Below are 17,818 nucleotides of genomic sequence, written 5' to 3'. Positions count from 1 at the left end.
GAGAATTTAACAATTAATAACAAACAAATCTAGATTCTCCCCCTTATGCACTTTCTAAAAAACACATAAAATAAAGACTGAAAGCCATAAATATTATGCTTTCAGCCTATATCTTTATATAAACAGAATTAATTATATGTTAATGACTTATCTTTATAAATAAAAAACTTAAGAATTAGATTCATTAGGTGAACATATTTACAAAGTTGCTAAAACTTTAAGTTAATATCCTCACTAGAAATCATAAATATATTTGTGGAGAAAACATATGAAAATGAGCTGTTAAAGGTTCTTAGCTGTAGGTTGTTCCATTTTAGCTTGTCAAACTGAAAGTTGGAGCATGCTAAAGTGGATACAACCTGCTGCTTAGAACCTTCAGCGACATTTTCATAGCTTTTCGTAACCAAAATATTTATGATTTCGGTAAGCTATCGCATAATTCTAAGTTATTATTTAGATATTTATAAATTTTAAACTATGCAAATGGATTTTCAGTTTTGTAAAGCATACCTTTTGGTTGATTGAATCCAACTTCTTTAACACCTAAATATCTAAATAAGTTGTAAACAGCTTTTCCAAAGTGTCCAAATGCAACTGCTCCATGATGAGGATATCTGCCTTCTACTAATACGTGACGATAGAATCTTCCCATTTCAGGAATTGCAAATACTCCTATAGCTCCAAACGAACGAGTTGCAACTGGTAATACTTCACCTTCTGCTACATAAGCTGTAAGTTCTGCATCTGCATTACTTTGTAATCTGAAGAATGTAATATCTCCTGGTACTATGTCTCCTTCAAGTGTTCCTCTAGTTATATTTGGTTCTTGATTTGGTTCAAGAGCTCTTGCCATAATCATTTGGTTTTTCATTGTTCCACGTGTTAATTTACAAGCTGCTGTATTACCACAGTGGAATGCCATAAATGTATCATTTAATGAATAATTAAATTTCCCTTTAACTTCTGATTCATACATATCAGCTGGAACTGTATTGTTTATATCAAGTAATGTTACAACATCTTGGCTTATGCAAGTTCCAATGTATTCACTTAATGCACCATAAATATCAACTTCGCATGATACTGGAATTCCCATAGCTGTTAAACGGCTGTTTACATAACATGGTACAAATCCAAATTGTGTTTGGAATGAAGGCCAGCATTTATTTGCAAATACAATGTATTCTCTTGAACCTTTATGTTCTTCCATCCAGTCTAATAATGTAATTTCATATTGAGCAAGCTTAGGTAAGATACCAGGCATTTTATTTCCTTCACCTAATTCTTTTTCCATGCTAGCTATAACGTCTGCAATTCTTGGATCATCTTTATGATCATTAAATGCAGCAAATAAATCTAGTTCTGAGTTTTCTTCTATTTCAACACCTAAATTGTATAATTGTTTAATTGGTGCATTACAAGCTAAGAAATCTTGAGGTCTTGGACCAAAAGAAATTATCTTTAAGTTCTTTAATCCAAGTAGTGCAGTAGCAACTGGTACAAATTCAGAAATCATTCCTGCAACTTCTGGAGCTGTTCCTACTGGATATTCTGGAATGTATGCTTTAATGTTTCTTAGAGCTAAATTGTAGCTTGCATTTAACATTCCGCAATATGCATCTCCACGTCCGCCTATTAAATTATCTCCACTTTCTTCTGAAGCAGCTGCAAACATAACTGGTCCATCAAATTCTTTAGCAAGTAAAGTTTCTGAAGTTTCAGGACCAAAGTTTCCTAAATATACAACTAATGCGTTTACTCCAGCTTCTTTAACTTCAGCTAAAGCTTTTCTCATATCCTTTTCATTTTCAACAGTTGTTTGACATTCAAAAATTTCTCCATTAAAAGCTTCTACTACTGCTTTTCTTCTATTTGCTGATAATTCCATTGGGAAACAATCTCTGCTTACTGCAACAATTCCTAATTTTACTTGTGGTATATTATTCATTGTCTAATTCCTCCATTTTACTCTAATCTTTTCATTTAATTTATAATGTCTTTCTTATTTCTTATAGTTTATTTCTTATAGTTTATTCTTATAGTTTATTCTTATAGTTTATTTAATAATTTTTATGCTTATTAAGTCTTCTTATAGTTTATTTAAATTTATTATTATCAAGTAAATATCAGCTATATTTCTTTGCTGATTTATATATAATAAGCAAACATATTTAAATCATAGAGTCAATATGTCTGCTTAGATTCAAAACAAATTAATGGATTTTAATTTCTATTTATAATCTATTTTATTGAGATATTTTCTCCAACTAACCCTATAAATGCGCCTTGATCACCTAAATCTGTATCCTTGTGACCAATTAACCATTTATTTCTAGCAAATAATAACGCATCTTCTCCACTTTTTTCAACCTTATTTTCTAAAGGCAAATTTGTATCCCTTGGTAAAACTACAACGCATCTAAAACCTTCTTCATTTACATTGCAAGGTGCATAATGAAGAGTAGTTGCATATACTTCAATTGCAGTTCCAGCTGGAACTTTGAAAGCTTCAATTTTAGATGTATCATATGAGTAATCGTCTTCAATATCTTGTTGACTTCCTATAAGTAATATAAGATCAGTTGCTGCTATATTAATCTCAGATGAACGATGATATTCTACTGCATTTAACATATAGTTGTTACCATTACAGTATCCTATTTGTATTGGTAATTCTCCATATTCTCTATCTTGTAACTCTTTAGCTATAGCTAATTCTTCAAGTTCCTTAATTGATGGTTCATATATTACATCTTCTGGTAGTGGTGTACTTTTCATCTTTTCAATTATTTCTGTGCAATCATAGTTTTTTAGTACTTGTCCATACTTTTTAAACTCTTTATCATTAACATTTTTAATAATCATATTAATCTCCCTTTCTTAAATATACATTTATTAAAAATCTATAAATATATTTCTAACCAATGATTTATTATTTTAATTACATTATTTCACACTAATCTTTTCACACATCTTTATACATATCTTTTAATAATTTTAACTTTTATAATAATGAATAAATTGGTTTTAATATATTTATAGATTAATTAATTTACACACTTTTAATCTAGATCTTTTTTTATATCTTTTCGCTATATTTATTAATATTTTAAGGTTAAATCTATTTTTCTAAAGTTTTACTATAATCGCTAAATTTTCTCTACTATATCGTAGATTTAATTACTGTAACTTCTATTTCTTTGCTACATTAATAGCCTTTTCAACAACATTTTCTACAGTGAATCCAAATTTCTCGAATAGGATTTCTGCTTTACCTGATGCTCCAAAAGTATCTAAAGATATAACATCTCCATCAAGACCTACATATTTGTGCCATCCAAAAGCTTGTTAATGCTTCTACTGCAACTCTAGCACGAACTTTATTTGGCATAACTGATTCTTTATAGCTTTCGTCTTGAGCATCAAATAATTCAAATGATGGCATACTTATAACTCTTGCATCTATTCCTTTAGCTTCTAATTCAGCTGCTGCTTTGTAGATTAATTCTACTTCTGATCCTGATGCCATTAAAAGTACATCTGGAGTTTCTTTCTTAGAATCTTTTAAGATATATCCACCCTTTAATGCTCTCTTAGGACATCCATCATATAGTGGTAACTTTTGTCTTGTTAATACTAGTGATGTTGGAGTAGTTCCATTAGTTACTGCATAATACCATGCTGCTGCAGTTTCTTTTGAGTCTGCTGGTCTAAATACTGTCATATTTGGCATGCTTCTAAGAGCTGCTAATTGTTCTATTGGTTCATGAGTTGGTCCATCTTCCCCTACCCAATACTATCATGTGTTAATACATAAGCTACTGGAAGATTCATAAGAGCTGATAATCTCATAGCACCCTTCATGTAATCACTGAATACAAAGAATGTTGCACAGAATACTTTAAGTCCTCCATGAGCATACATTCCGTTAGCGATAGCTGCCATAGCATGTTCTCTAACTCCAAAGTGAAGGTTTGATCCACTTCTATCTTCTGCTGAGAAATCTCCTCTATCGTTCATATGAGTTTTGTTAGATGGAGCTAAATCTGCTGATCCTCCAATAAAGTTTGGAATTAGTTTAGCTAATCTATTTATCATTATTCCTGAAGATTCTCTTGTAGCCATTTCTTTATCAAAGCTCCAAAGTTCTTCATTGTTTAATAAAGCTTCTTTATCAAGTTCTCCACTCATCCATTTAGTATATTCTGCTGCAAGTTCTGGATAAGCTTTTGCATATGATTTAAACAACTCATTCCAAGCTTCTTCAGTCTTTTCACCTTTTGCTATGTGTTCATTCATATTTGTATACACTTCGTCTGGTACGTAGAATGCAGGTTCTGTCTTCCATCCTAAGTTTTGCTTCATAGCAATTACATTGTCTGCTCCTAAAGGTTCACCATGTGCTGAAGCTTTTCCTTGTTTTGCTGGACATCCAAAACCAATTTTGATTTTTAACTATTATAATAGATGGTTTTGTTGCTTCTGCTTTAGCTGCTTCTATTGCTTTTTCTATAGTATCTATATCATTTCCATCTGCTACATTTAGTACTTGCCATCCATAAGCTTCGTATCTCTTAGCTACATCTTCTCTAAATGCTATGTCTGTATTTCCTTCAATTGAAATATTATTTGAATCATATAATACAACTAATTTTCCAAGACCTAAAGTTCCAGCAAGAGATGACGCTTCTCCTGAGATACCTTCCATAAGGCATCCGTCTCCAACTATAGCATATGTATAGTGATCAACTACGCTATAATCTGGTTTATTGAATTTTTCTGCAAGATGTGCTTCTGCTATAGCAAAACCTACTGCATTACAAATACCTTGTCCAAGTGGTCCTGTTGTTATTTCAACACCTTTTGTATGACCAAACTCTGGATGTCCTGGTGTTAAACTTCCGAATTGTCTAAAGTTTTTAATATCTTCAACTGTAAGTCCATATCCAAATAAATGTAGCAATGAATATTCAAGCATTGAACCATGTCCTGCTGATAATACAAATCTATCTCTATTATCCCATTCAGGGTTCTTTCCATTATGATTCATCTTTGCCCATAATGTATAAGCCATTGTAGCTGACCCAAGTGGTAACCTGGATGTCCTGATTTTGATTTTTCAATAGCATCTGCTGATAATACTCTTATTGCGTTAATAGATAATTTATCTAATTCTCTACTCATCTTTATCCTCATTTCATAGACATATTTTTTTATAAGTTATTAGTTGTGCTAATTAAGTTCCATGCTGCGCTTCGAATTCATTTCAAACTGAAATAATCTTAGCTATCCTTCATTATCTTTTCAAAAGGTTCCTATTTTACCACATTTTTGAAATTTGTTTTATGTTTTCATTTATAAATTCTTAAATTCCTATATTCTTAAATTCTTAATTCTTATATTCTTATATTCTTAAGAATATATATTTTTTACCATTTTAAATATAATAAAACAGAAATGATGGTCATGCTTTTGCGAAAGCGTTATATCAAAATATTTATCCATAAACATTTATGCCTTTCCTAATTTCAGAATCTAGCCATCATATCTCTAAATTACTCTTATTTTCGAAATATGTCTGCCTAGAAATAATAACATATTTTGTGAGTGTTCATTAGAAATTGTGTTGGTAGTGCTTATTGATTATAAGTTATTCCAAATGTGCTTGTTCAAAAGTGAGAGTCCAAATTTATATTTGGGTTCTCGAACTTTCTCTGTGAGCGTTACCTTTGAGGCCAAGCATTTGGGCACAACTTATAATCTTAGAAGCACTCAACAAATTTCTTAGGAACCGGAACCAAAATATGTTTCTTATTTCGGCAATCTATTTTCCAAATGCTGCTGCCCAGTCTGCTTTAAATCTTTCTAATCCTTGATCTGTTAATGGGTGTTTTAGCATTTGCATTACTAAACTATAAGGCACTGTTGATATATCTGCGCCTGCTTTTGCTGCTTCTATTACATGAATTGGATTTCTTACGCTTGCTGCTATTATTTCTGTTTCTATTCCATGTACTGCAAATATTTCTGCTATATCTCTAACTAAATCCATACCTATCATTGAGATGTCATCTACTCTTCCAAGGAATGGGCTTACATATGTTGCTCCTGCATTTGCTGCAAGTAATGCTTGTGTTGCTGAGAATATTAATGTTACATTTGTTTTAATTCCTTCACTAGCTAATACTTTAGTTGCCTTTAAACCTTCAGCTGTCATTGGAATCTTTACTATCATATTCTTATGAATTGCTGCAATTTCTCTTCCTTCTTTTATCATTCCTTCAGCATCTTCACTTACAACTTCTCCACTTATTGGTCCATCAACTATTTCTGTAATTTCTTTTATTACTTCATTGAAGTCTCTTCCTTCTTTTGCTATTAATGATGGATTTGTTGTTACACCACATATTACTCCCATTTCATTTGCTTCTTTAATGTGTTCCACATTTGCTGTGTCTAAGAAAAATCTCATTTTATTAACATCTCCTCTTTGTTTAATTAAAAATCATTTAATATATAAGGTTATCTCAAATAAGAAATTTTAATTTCTTACTTAAGACTCACCTTTATGTAAATATTTATTTAATAACACATAAGAAATTTGCTCTTAATTCGGAGTTCCAATCAAAAATCAAGAACATAAATCTAATATGAAATAAATAGATATTTAGTTTTATATAAAAGGCTTGTCTTAATCTGGAGTTCCAATCAAAGATTAAGACCCCCTTAATATAGCTATGCTTACATAACTTTAAAAATATATTTTAAAAATTTATTTAATAAGTTTTTAAATTAATAGAGCAGCTTTCACCACTCCATTATTTAATTTCTAAGAATTCTTCTATAGGCATCATAGCAGCTCCTAGTAGATAAGATTCTTTAAAACTTGCAATACTTATACTGCAATTATTTTCATTTGTAAATAAGTTATCTTTATAAACCTCTTTTTTTAGCATATCTATCTTATCATTAAGTAAATTATTTATATCTCCACCTATTACTATGCTGCTAGGATCAAATATCATAACCAAATTCGATAGACCTAAAGACAATGTTTTTAAATAATCATTTTAATACATCATGAGCATCTTTGTCATTTTGATTATATCTTTCTTCAAATTCATCAATATCACTAATATTTGAACTATTAGCTTCATTATAACTATCAATCAGAGAATTCATAGATGTGTATGCTTCTAAACAGCCTCTAGCTCCACACTTACATTTTTTTCCATCAATTGCTATCTTAGTATGACCTAATTCTCCTGATGAGTTATTGTCACCTCTGTAAATTTTTCCATTTATTATTATACCAAGGCCTAAACCTTCTGTTATTGATACATATAATAGATTTCTTAGTATATCTCTTTTATTTAAAAACTCGTAGTAAGCAGATAAATTTGCTTCATTATCTACATATACTGGAATGTCTAAGTATTCGAACTTTTCCTTTAAATTAAAATCTTTGGCGCCTAACAATATGAATACTTTATTATGCCTTCTTTAAAATCTACGGTTCCAGGTAATGAAATCCTATTCCTAATAAATTTGCAGAGCATAAATTATATTTCTTCATTAACAAATCTATATTTTCATTAAGTAAATTTATTATGTTCTCTATTCCATCACTATTATGTCTAACTCGCATACTTTCAATAACTTTTTTCTTTATATTTACTAATGATATCTTTATATGATTCGGTGTTAGTGCTACTCCAATTGAATATCTACAGTTTTCATTCAATTAATAGCAATTGCTTTTCTTCCTCCTGTAGATTCCAACGATCTTACATCTTCTACAAACCTTCGCTTTTCAATTCTGTAATATTTGTAGAAACTGTTGTTATACTTATATCTAATATTCTAGATATATCTAATTTGGTGATCTCATTTTTCTTTAATAATAATGCTATTATCTTTTTTCTGTTAGTTTCTTTTATTTTTACTGTGATTTACTTCTATCAAACTTTAAAATACTCCTCTCGACTATTATCAGTAATAGTAGCTTTTTCTTAAATAATATCACTATTATTATTTTTGTTAAAGTATTTAAAAACTATATGATTTTTTTGCTAAAATTCGATACTACTACACACCCTTAATTAATTATACAATTACTTAACTAAGATGATTGATTTNTTGTTAATTACTTTATCTAAGAACTCTTTACATCTATCGCTAGTAGGTGCAGTGAATATTTCTTCTGGAGGACCTTCTTCAACTATATATCCTTGATCCATAAATATAACTCTATCAGATACATCTCTAGCAAAATTCATTTCATGAGTTACTACAACCATTGTCATTCCTTCTTGAGCTAAATCTTTCATAACCTTAAGCACTTCACCAACCATTTCAGGATCTAGTGCAGAAGTTGGTTCATTCAATAACATTATCTTAGGATTCATTTCAAGGGCTCTGGCAATTGGCAACCCTTTGTTTTTGTCCCCCAGATAAAGTATCTGGATAAACATCTTTTTTATCTTTTTAATCCAACTTTGTCCAATAATGAAAGAGCTTTTTCAGTTGCTTCAGCTTTGTTCATCTTCTTCAATTCTAAAGGTGCTAATAACATATTTTGAAGAACTGTTAGGTGTGGGAATAAATTAAAAGATTGAAACACCATTCCGATTTCTTCTCTTAATTTATTTATGTCCTTATTATTTACAAGCTCTTGGCCTAGTATTGTAATACTACCTGCTTGAATTTCTTCTAAACCATTAAGACATCTTAAGAAAGTACTCTTTTCCTGATCTGAAGGACCTATAATGCAAAGAACTTCACCTTCTGTAACATTTACTGATATATCTTTAAGAACTTCTAATTGTCCATAACGTTTTTAAGATTCTTAGCGCTTATTACCATAGCTGATTTTCCTTTCTATATAACTTGATATTAAAGTCAATACTGTTATTACTATAAAATACATACAAGCTACAATTGCATACATCTGAAGTGCCTTAAAGTTTCTCGCAATAATAATTTTTCCTGACGATGTAAGTTCTCTTATACTAATAACTGTCAATATTGATGTATCCTTCAATGTAACAATAAATTGATTTAATATAGATGGATCATAATCTTAACAGCTTGAGGTAAAATTACCTTTCTCATAGCCTTTGAGTAATTAAGTCCCAAACTTCTTGCAGCTTCCATTTGACCATTATCTACAGCTTGTATTCCTCCTCTAAATATTCAGCCATATAAGCTGTTGCATTTACTGTAAGAGTTATTACACCTGCAACTATAGGGTCAAATCTTATACCAAATGCCTGTCCAACACCAAAATATAAGAATAAAGCTTGAACCATAAGTGGTGTTCCACGGACAATGTAGATATATATTGTAGATATACTTTTTAAAATTTTTGAAGTACTTATGCTAAATATTCCTAAAATTATCCCGAATATAACTGCTAATATTAATGATATTACTGCAACTTCAATTGTTACTGAAAGCCCACTTAATAAACTAGGCAGACTATCTTTTAGTAATTGAAAAATCTCCATTTTTAATTCTCCTTACTATTTTCCTATATATTGACCAACGATTTGGTCATACTTTCCACTATCTTTTTAATTTCTTTAATCCTTCATTAAATTTCTTTAATAAATCTTGATTTTCACCTTTTTAACTGCAAATCCATAATTTACAGCATCTAATTTATCTCAACAATTTTTAACTTTGCTCCATTATCCACTTTGATTTTGTACGCAATAACAGGGTAATCCTCCATTAAGAAATCAGTATTCCATTTTCAACGGCTTGGAACATTGATGGAGAATCTTCAAAATAATTCACTTAATCCATATTTTGATTCATTATCTTCAGCAAATTTTGCTCCTGCTGTTCCCTTTTTTATTGAAACACTTTTTCCATTTAATCATTGACTCCATTAATTGAAGTGTTATCTTATTTGTAACTATTGATAACCCTGATACAAAATATCCATCTGAAAAATCTAATGTTTGTTTTCTTTCATCAGTTATAGTAATAGCTGCTATAGCTCCATCCAATTGATTAGCTGTAAGCCCTGGAATTATTCCGTTAAAATCCATTGGTTTTAATTCATATTCAAAATTTTCTTCTTTTGAGATTGCATCTAAAAGTTCTACATCTATTCTTTATATTTCCCATTATCTTCGAAAGAGAATGGTGCAAATTTTGAATCGCATGCAATAACATACTTTTTATTTCCTTCACCTGATCCTGTATCACTCTTTGATGCACCACATCCAGTCATTAGCCCTATAGACATTACTGATGCTAATAAAATACTTAATAATGATCTTTTGTTCATTTTTCCTTGCCCCTTTGCAATATTTATTTAATTTTAATTAAAAAATCTAATTTATTGCACTCTGAAAAAACAATTCCACGCAATAAATTTCAAATGATTTTTTACTTCATTATGAAACTTATTATATAGTTTAATTCAAAAACTGTCAATGCATTAAGTATATGTATAAATATAACAAGCCATATAATAAAATAATTATATCTAATATATATGCGCGTTTATAGGCAATATTTACTGTTTCAAAACAAAGATTTTATAAAAGCTATGTATTCATAATTATGAATCAAGTGATGCATTCTCCTTCATTTTTGATATTTAATACTTATTTTTATGAATTAAGTTTTTATTTCAATTTCAAATTCAATTTTAATAGGAAAAAGCTATAAATTAGAAACATCGTCTCCTAAGTTCATAGCTTTTTAATTTAAAATAAACTCATAGCTTATTTTAATCATTAGTAGTTCATATTTTATCTACTATTTATTTAGCAATATATTGATCAACGATCTTATCATATTGCCCATTTTCTTTCAATTTTTTCAAACCTTCATTGAATTTCTTTAATAAATCTGCATTCTCACCTTTTTTAACTGCAAATCCATAATCAACATTTGTTAGCTTATCTCCTGCAATTTTTAATTTTGAATCAGGATCAACCTTAATTTTATATGCAATAACAGGATAATCTTCTAATAAGAAATCGCAATTCTTATTTTCAACAGCTTGGAACATTGATGGAGAATCATCAAAATAGTTTAGCTTTAATCCATATTTTTGATTCATTGTCTTCAGCAAATTTTGCTCCTGCTGTGCCTTTTTTAAGTGATGCATTTTTACCTTTTTATATCGTCTACACCTTTTATATCAGCGTTATCTTTATTAACGACTAATGATAGCCCTGAAACAAAATATCCATCTGAGAAATCTAAAGATTGTTTTCTTTCATCTGTAATACTCATTCCTGCAATAGCACCATCTAATTGATTAGATGTAAGTCCAGGAATAATTCCATTAAAGTCCATTGGCTTTAAATCATATTCAAATTTCTCTTCCTTTGCAATTGCATCTAAAAGTTCTACATCTATACCTTTATATTTTCCATCTTCCTCAAAGAGAATGGTGCATATTTAGCATCACATGCAATTACATATTTCTTGTTTCCATCACCACTTTTTGCCGAATCATTTTTTGATGACCCACAACCTGCCATTATACCTACTGTCATAACTGATGCTAGTACAATTCCTACTAACGATTTTTTGTTCATTTTTTTTCCCCCTTAATTAATTAAAAAAAGTATTTTATTAATAATTCTTATTTTATAATAAGTTAAAATTTTTATACATTCTTTGTAATATAGAAGTTCTTATCATACTTTTACATTCAAAAAGCAAAACTCTCCTTCTAAATAAAAGCTTACCCTAAACTTTACTTCTTATACTATAATGCTTTCATTAGTATTTACTCTTGATTCTAAATGTAGAAGATGCTCCGTTATAAGCTTTTCTGCATTTTTACTATCTCTATTAATCAGTGCTCTTGCTATATTTATATGTTCTTCTTTTTCATTCACAAACTCTAAATGTTTGCTATCTGTCATTAGTATCCGTGATAAAATTTCCATAACTCCTTCACACATTTCAATTAAAAGAGAATTGTGAGTTGCCTTTATGATCGACATATGAAACATATCATTTAACTCATTAAACCGTGCAATCTCATTTTCCTGCGAGACTTCTGGAAATTTCGCAGCTAATTGCATTATATTTTGCAATTCCGAATCACTAGCCAGCTTAACTGCTAAACTTACAGCTACTTTTTCAAAAATAAATCTCATTTGAAAAGATTCTCTTATATTTTTCTGTGTTATAGGTTTTACTAAATAACCTTTTCTAGGTAAAGATTTAAGATATCCTTGAATCTCTAACGCTCCTAGCGCATCTCTTACAGGTGTTTTACTCACATTGTACTTATCTGCCAATTCTGATAATGTAAGAAAATCGCCATCCTTTATTCTTTGGTTCAAAATATCTAACTTAATTTGCTTATATATTTCTTTAGCATACGATTTTTCAGCTTGACACAGATTTATCTCTCCTTTCACTGAAATTCATTGAAATCCCACTGATATATCAGCAATAATAAATAAAAAAAAGCAATAAAACACCTATATAAAATAAATGCTCCATTGCTTTATCTATGTCTTATTATATTTTATATCACTACCATTTGTCAATATTTTATTGATATTTTTTTATATTTATCACAAAACTTATTAATATATTGAGAATTTAACAATTAATAACAAACAAATCTAGATTCTCCCCCTTATGCACTTTCTAAAAAAACACATAAAATAAAGACTGAAAGCCATAAATATTATGCTTTCAGCCTATATCTTTATATAAACAGAATTAATTATATGTTAATGACTTATCTTTATAAATAAAAAACTTAAGAATTAGATTCATTAGGTGAACATATTTACAAAGTTGCTAAAACTTTAAGTTAATATCCTCACTAGAAATCATAAATATATTTGTGGAGAAAACATATGAAAATGAGCTGTTAAAGGTTCTTAGCTGTAGGTTGTTCCATTTTAGCTTGTCAAACTGAAAGTTGGAGCATGCTAAAGTGGATACAACCTGCTGCTTAGAACCTTCAGCGACATTTTCATAGCTTTTCGTAACCAAAATATTTATGATTTCGGTAAGCTATCGCATAATTCTAAGTTATTATTTAGATATTTATAAATTTTAAACTATGCAAATGGATTTTCAGTTTTGTAAAGCATACCTTTTTGGTTGATTGAATCCAACTTCTTTAACACCTAAATATCTAAATAAGTTGTAAACAGCTTTTCCAAAGTGTCCAAATGCAACTGCTCCATGATGAGGATATCTGCCTTCTACTAATACGTGACGATAGAATCTTCCCATTTCAGGAATTGCAAATACTCCTATAGCTCCAAACGAACGAGTTGCAACTGGTAATACTTCACCTTCTGCTACATAAGCTGTAAGTTCTGCATCTGCATTACTTTGTAATCTGAAGAATGTAATATCTCCTGGTACTATGTCTCCTTCAAGTGTTCCTCTAGTTATATTTGGTTCTTGATTTGGTTCAAGAGCTCTTGCCATAATCATTTGGTTTTTCATTGTTCCACGTGTTAATTTACAAGCTGCTGTATTACCACAGTGGAATGCCATAAAATGTATCATTTAATGAATAATTAAATTTCCCTTTAACTTCTGATTCATACATATCAGCTGGAACTGTATTGTTTATATCAAGTAATGTTACAACATCTTGGCTTATGCAAGTTCCAATGTATTCACTTAATGCACCATAAATATCAACTTCGCATGATACTGGAATTCCCATAGCTGTTAAACGGCTGTTTACATAACATGGTACAAATCCAAATTGTGTTTGGAATGAAGGCCAGCATTTATTTGCAAATACAATGTATTCTCTTGAACCTTTATGTTCTTCCATCCAGTCTAATAATGTAATTTCATATTGAGCAAGCTTAGGTAAGATACCAGGCATTTTATTTCCTTCACCTAATTCTTTTTCCATGCTAGCTATAACGTCTGCAATTCTTGGATCATCTTTATGATCATTAAATGCAGCAAATAAATCTAGTTCTGAGTTTTCTTCTATTTCAACACCTAAATTGTATAATTGTTTAATTGGTGCATTACAAGCTAAGAAATCTTGAGGTCTTGGACCAAAAGAAATTATCTTTAAGTTCTTTAATCCAAGTAGTGCAGTAGCAACTGGTACAAATTCAGAAATCATTCCTGCAACTTCTGGAGCTGTTCCTACTGGATATTCTGGAATGTATGCTTTAATGTTTCTTAGAGCTAAATTGTAGCTTGCATTTAACATTCCGCAATATGCATCTCCACGTCCGCCTATTAAATTATCTCCACTTTCTTCTGAAGCAGCTGCAAACATAACTGGTCCATCAAATTCTTTAGCAAGTAAAGTTTCTGAAGTTTCAGGACCAAAGTTTCCTAAATATACAACTAATGCGTTTACTCCAGCTTCTTTAACTTCAGCTAAAGCTTTTCTCATATCCTTTTCATTTTCAACAGTTGTTTGACATTCAAAATTTCTCCATTAAAAAGCTTCTACTACTGCTTTTCTTCTATTTGCTGATAATTCCATTGGGAAACAATCTCTGCTTACTGCAAACAATTCCTAATTTTACTTGTGGTATATTATTCATTGTCTAATTCCTCCATTTTACTCTAATCTTTTCATTTAATTTATAATGTCTTTCTTATTTCTTATAGTTTATTTCTTATAGTTTATTCTTATAGTTTATTCTTATAGTTTATTTAATAATTTTTATGCTTATTAAGTCTTCTTATAGTTTATTTAAATTTATTATTATCAAGTAAATATCAGCTATATTTCTTTGCTGATTTATATATAATAAGCAAACATATTTAAATCATAGAGTCAATATGTCTGCTTAGATTCAAAACAAATTAATGGATTTTAATTTCTATTTATAATCTATTTTATTGAGATATTTTCTCCAACTAACCCTATAAATGCGCCTTGATCACCTAAATCTGTATCCTTGTGACCAATTAACCATTTATTTCTAGCAAATAATAACGCATCTTCTCCACTTTTTTCAACCTTATTTTCTAAAGGCAAATTTGTATCCCTTGGTAAAACTACAACGCATCTAAAACCTTCTTCATTTACATTGCAAGGTGCATAATGAAGAGTAGTTGCATATACTTCAATTGCAGTTCCAGCTGGAACTTTGAAAGCTTCAATTTTAGATGTATCATATGAGTAATCGTCTTCAATATCTTGTTGACTTCCTATAAGTAATATAAGATCAGTTGCTGCTATATTAATCTCAGATGAACGATGATATTCTACTGCATTTAACATATAGTTGTTACCATTACAGTATCCTATTTGTATTGGTAATTCTCCATATTCTCTATCTTGTAACTCTTTAGCTATAGCTAATTCTTCAAGTTCCTTAATTGATGGTTCATATATTACATCTTCTGGTAGTGGTGTACTTTTCATCTTTTCAATTATTTCTGTGCAATCATAGTTTTTTAGTACTTGTCCATACTTTTTAAACTCTTTATCATTAACATTTTTAATAATCATATTAATCTCCCTTTCTTAAATATACATTTATTAAAAATCTATAAATATATTTCTAACCAATGATTTATTATTTTAATTACATTATTTCACACTAATCTTTTCACACATCTTTATACATATCTTTTAATAATTTTAACTTTTATAATAATGAATAAATTGGTTTTAATATATTTATAGATTAATTAATTTACACACTTTTAATCTAGATCTTTTTTTATATCTTTTCGCTATATTTATTAATATTTTAAGGTTTAAATCTATTTTTCTAAAGTTTTACTATAATCGCTAAATTTTCTCTACTATATCGTAGATTTAATTACTTAATTCTATTTCTTTGCTACATTAATAGCCTTTTCAACAACATTTTCTACAGTGAATCCAAATTTCTCGAATAGGATTTCTGCTTTACCTGATGCTCCAAAAGTATCTAAAGATATAACATCTCCATCAAGACCTACATATTTATGCCATCCAAAGCTTGTTAATGCTTCTACTGCAACTCTTGCACGAACTTTATTTGGCATAACTGATTCTTTATAGCTTTCGTCTTGAGCATCAAATAATTCAAATGATGGCATACTGATAACTCTTGCATCTATACCTTTAGCTTCTAATTCAGCTGCTGCTTTGTAGATTAATTCTACTTCTGACCCTGATGCCATTAAAAGTACATCTGGAGTTTCTTTCTTAGAATCTTTTAAGATATATCCACCCTTTAATGCTCTCTTAGGACATCCATCATATAGTGGTAACTTTTGTCTTGTTAATACTAATGATGTTGGAGTAGTTCCATTAGTTACAGCATAATACCAAGCTGCTGCAGTTTCTTTTGAAGTCTGCTGGTCTAAATACTGTCATTTGGCATACTTCTAAGAGCTGCTAATTGTTCTATTGGTTCATGAGTTGGCCCATCTTCCCCTACTCCAATACTATCATGTGTTAATACATAAGCTACTGGAAGATTCATAAGAGCTGATAATCTCATAGCACCCTTCATGTAATCGCTGAATACAAAGAATGTTGCACAGAATACTTTAAGTCCTCCATGAGCATACATTCCGTTAGCGATAGCTGCCATAGCATGTTCTCTAACACCAAAGTGAAGGTTTGATCCGCTTCTATCTTCTGCTGAGAAATCTCCTCTATCGTTCATATGAGTTTTGTTAGATGGAGCTAAATCTGCTGATCCTCCAATGAAGTTTGGAATTAGTTTAGCTAATCTATTTATCATTATTCCTGAAGATTCTCTTGTAGCCATTTCTTTATCAAAGCTTCCAAAGTTCTTCATTGTTTAATAAAGCTTCTTTATCAAGTTCTCCACTCATTCCATTTAGTTATATTCTGCTGCAAGTTCTGGATAAGCTTTTGCATATGATTTTAAACAACTCATTCCAAGCTTCTTCAGTTCTTTTCACCTTTTGCTATGTGTTCATTCATATTGTATACACTTCGTCTGGTACGTAGAATGGCAGGTTCTGTCTTCCAATCCTAAGTTTTGCTTTCATGAGCAATTACCATTGTCTGCTCCTAAAAGGGATTCACCATGTGCTGAAGCTTTTCCTTGTTTTGCTGGACATCCAAAACCAATTTGATTTTTTAACTATTATAATAGATGGTTTTGTTGCTTCTGCTTTAGCTGCTTCTATTGCTTTTTCTATAGTATCTATATCATTTCCATCTGCTACATTTAGTACTTGCCATCCATAAGCTTCGTATCTCTTAGCTACATCTTCTCTAAATGCTATGTCTGTATTTCCTTCAATTGAAATATTATTTGAATCATATAATACAACTAATTTTCCAAGACCTAAAGTTCCAGCAAGAGATGACGCTTCTCCTGAGATACCTTCCATAAGGCATCCGTCTCCAACTATAGCATATGTATAGTGATCAACTACGCTATAATCTGGTTTATTGAATTTTTCTGCAAGATGTGCTTCTGCTATAGCAAAACCTACTGCATTACAAATACCTTGTCCAAGTGGTCCTGTTGTTATTTCAACACCTTTTGTATGACCAAACTCTGGATGTCCTGGTGTTAAACTTCCGAATTGTCTAAAGTTTTTTAATATCTTCAACTGTAAGTCCATATCCAAATAAATGTAGCAATGAATATTCAAGCATTGAACCATGTCCTGCTGATAATACAAATCTATCTCTATTATCCCATTCAGGGTTCTTTCCATTATGATTCATCTTTGCCCATAATGTATAAGCCATTGTAGCTGACCCAAGTGGTAACCCTGGATGTCCTGATTTTGATTTTTCAATAGCATCTGCTGATAATACTCTTATTGCGTTAATAGATAATTTATCTAATTCTCTACTCATCTTTATCCTCATTTCATAGACATATTTTTTTTA

Annotated in this window: 5 protein-coding genes and 8 pseudogenes; all 13 read right to left on the bottom strand. The window is 30.1% G+C overall.

Annotation, left to right across the window (positions count from 1 at the left end; genetic code table 11):
- Window positions 1-475 precede the first annotated feature (475 nt).
- The 13 genes and pseudogenes from AXY43_RS00065 to tkt (AXY43_RS28700) all read right to left on the bottom strand — a co-directional run bounded on the left by AXY43_RS00065 (window position 476) and on the right by tkt (AXY43_RS28700) (window position 17,785).
- A complete protein-coding gene (locus AXY43_RS00065; RefSeq protein WP_012058605.1) occupies window positions 476-1,948 on the bottom strand; it encodes an L-fucose/L-arabinose isomerase family protein in 1,473 nt (490 codons plus the stop codon).
- Window positions 1,949-2,241: 293 nt separating this feature from the next.
- Window positions 2,242-2,865: a DUF4867 family protein gene (locus tag AXY43_RS00060; protein ID WP_012058604.1), complete on the bottom strand. Its 624-nt coding sequence runs from the start codon at window positions 2,863-2,865 to the stop codon at window positions 2,242-2,244.
- Window positions 2,866-3,192: 327 nt separating this feature from the next.
- Window positions 3,193-5,184, bottom strand: a pseudogene (gene tkt, locus AXY43_RS00055) (transketolase).
- Between the two features lie 640 nt (window positions 5,185-5,824).
- Window positions 5,825-6,472 carry a fructose-6-phosphate aldolase gene (gene fsa / locus AXY43_RS00050; protein WP_012058602.1) on the bottom strand — a complete coding sequence of 216 codons (648 nt, stop codon included), beginning with the start codon at window positions 6,470-6,472 and terminating at the stop codon, window positions 5,825-5,827.
- Window positions 6,473-6,818: 346 nt separating this feature from the next.
- Window positions 6,819-7,965: pseudogene (locus AXY43_RS28605) on the bottom strand (ROK family transcriptional regulator).
- Window positions 7,966-8,114: 149 nt separating this feature from the next.
- A pseudogene (locus AXY43_RS00040) lies at window positions 8,115-8,865 on the bottom strand (amino acid ABC transporter ATP-binding protein).
- Window positions 8,849-9,509, bottom strand: a pseudogene (locus tag AXY43_RS00035) (amino acid ABC transporter permease). Before AXY43_RS00035 ends, AXY43_RS00040 begins: the two co-directional pseudogenes overlap by 17 nt.
- Window positions 9,510-9,524: 15 nt before the next feature.
- Window positions 9,525-10,300 (bottom strand): annotated as a pseudogene (locus AXY43_RS28705) (transporter substrate-binding domain-containing protein).
- Between the two features lie 480 nt (window positions 10,301-10,780).
- Window positions 10,781-11,567 (bottom strand): annotated as a pseudogene (locus AXY43_RS00025) (transporter substrate-binding domain-containing protein).
- A gap of 168 nt (window positions 11,568-11,735) precedes the next feature.
- Window positions 11,736-12,404: a GntR family transcriptional regulator gene (locus AXY43_RS00020; RefSeq protein ID WP_105410736.1), complete on the bottom strand. Its 669-nt coding sequence runs from the start codon at window positions 12,402-12,404 to the stop codon at window positions 11,736-11,738.
- A gap of 657 nt (window positions 12,405-13,061) precedes the next feature.
- Window positions 13,062-14,537, bottom strand: a pseudogene (locus tag AXY43_RS00015) (L-fucose/L-arabinose isomerase family protein).
- Window positions 14,538-14,830: 293 nt separating this feature from the next.
- The gene (locus AXY43_RS00010) at window positions 14,831-15,454 is read right to left on the bottom strand and encodes a DUF4867 family protein (protein WP_012058604.1); all 624 of its coding nucleotides are present in this window, start codon (window positions 15,452-15,454) and stop codon (window positions 14,831-14,833) included.
- Between the two features lie 326 nt (window positions 15,455-15,780).
- A pseudogene (gene tkt, locus AXY43_RS28700) lies at window positions 15,781-17,785 on the bottom strand (transketolase).
- Window positions 17,786-17,818 lie beyond the last annotated feature (33 nt).

Source organism: Clostridium sp. MF28 (assembly GCF_002969175.1).
GTDB classification, from domain to species: domain Bacteria; phylum Bacillota; class Clostridia; order Clostridiales; family Clostridiaceae; genus Clostridium; species Clostridium beijerinckii.
This window is presented reverse-complemented; position numbering and strand designations above follow the sequence as displayed.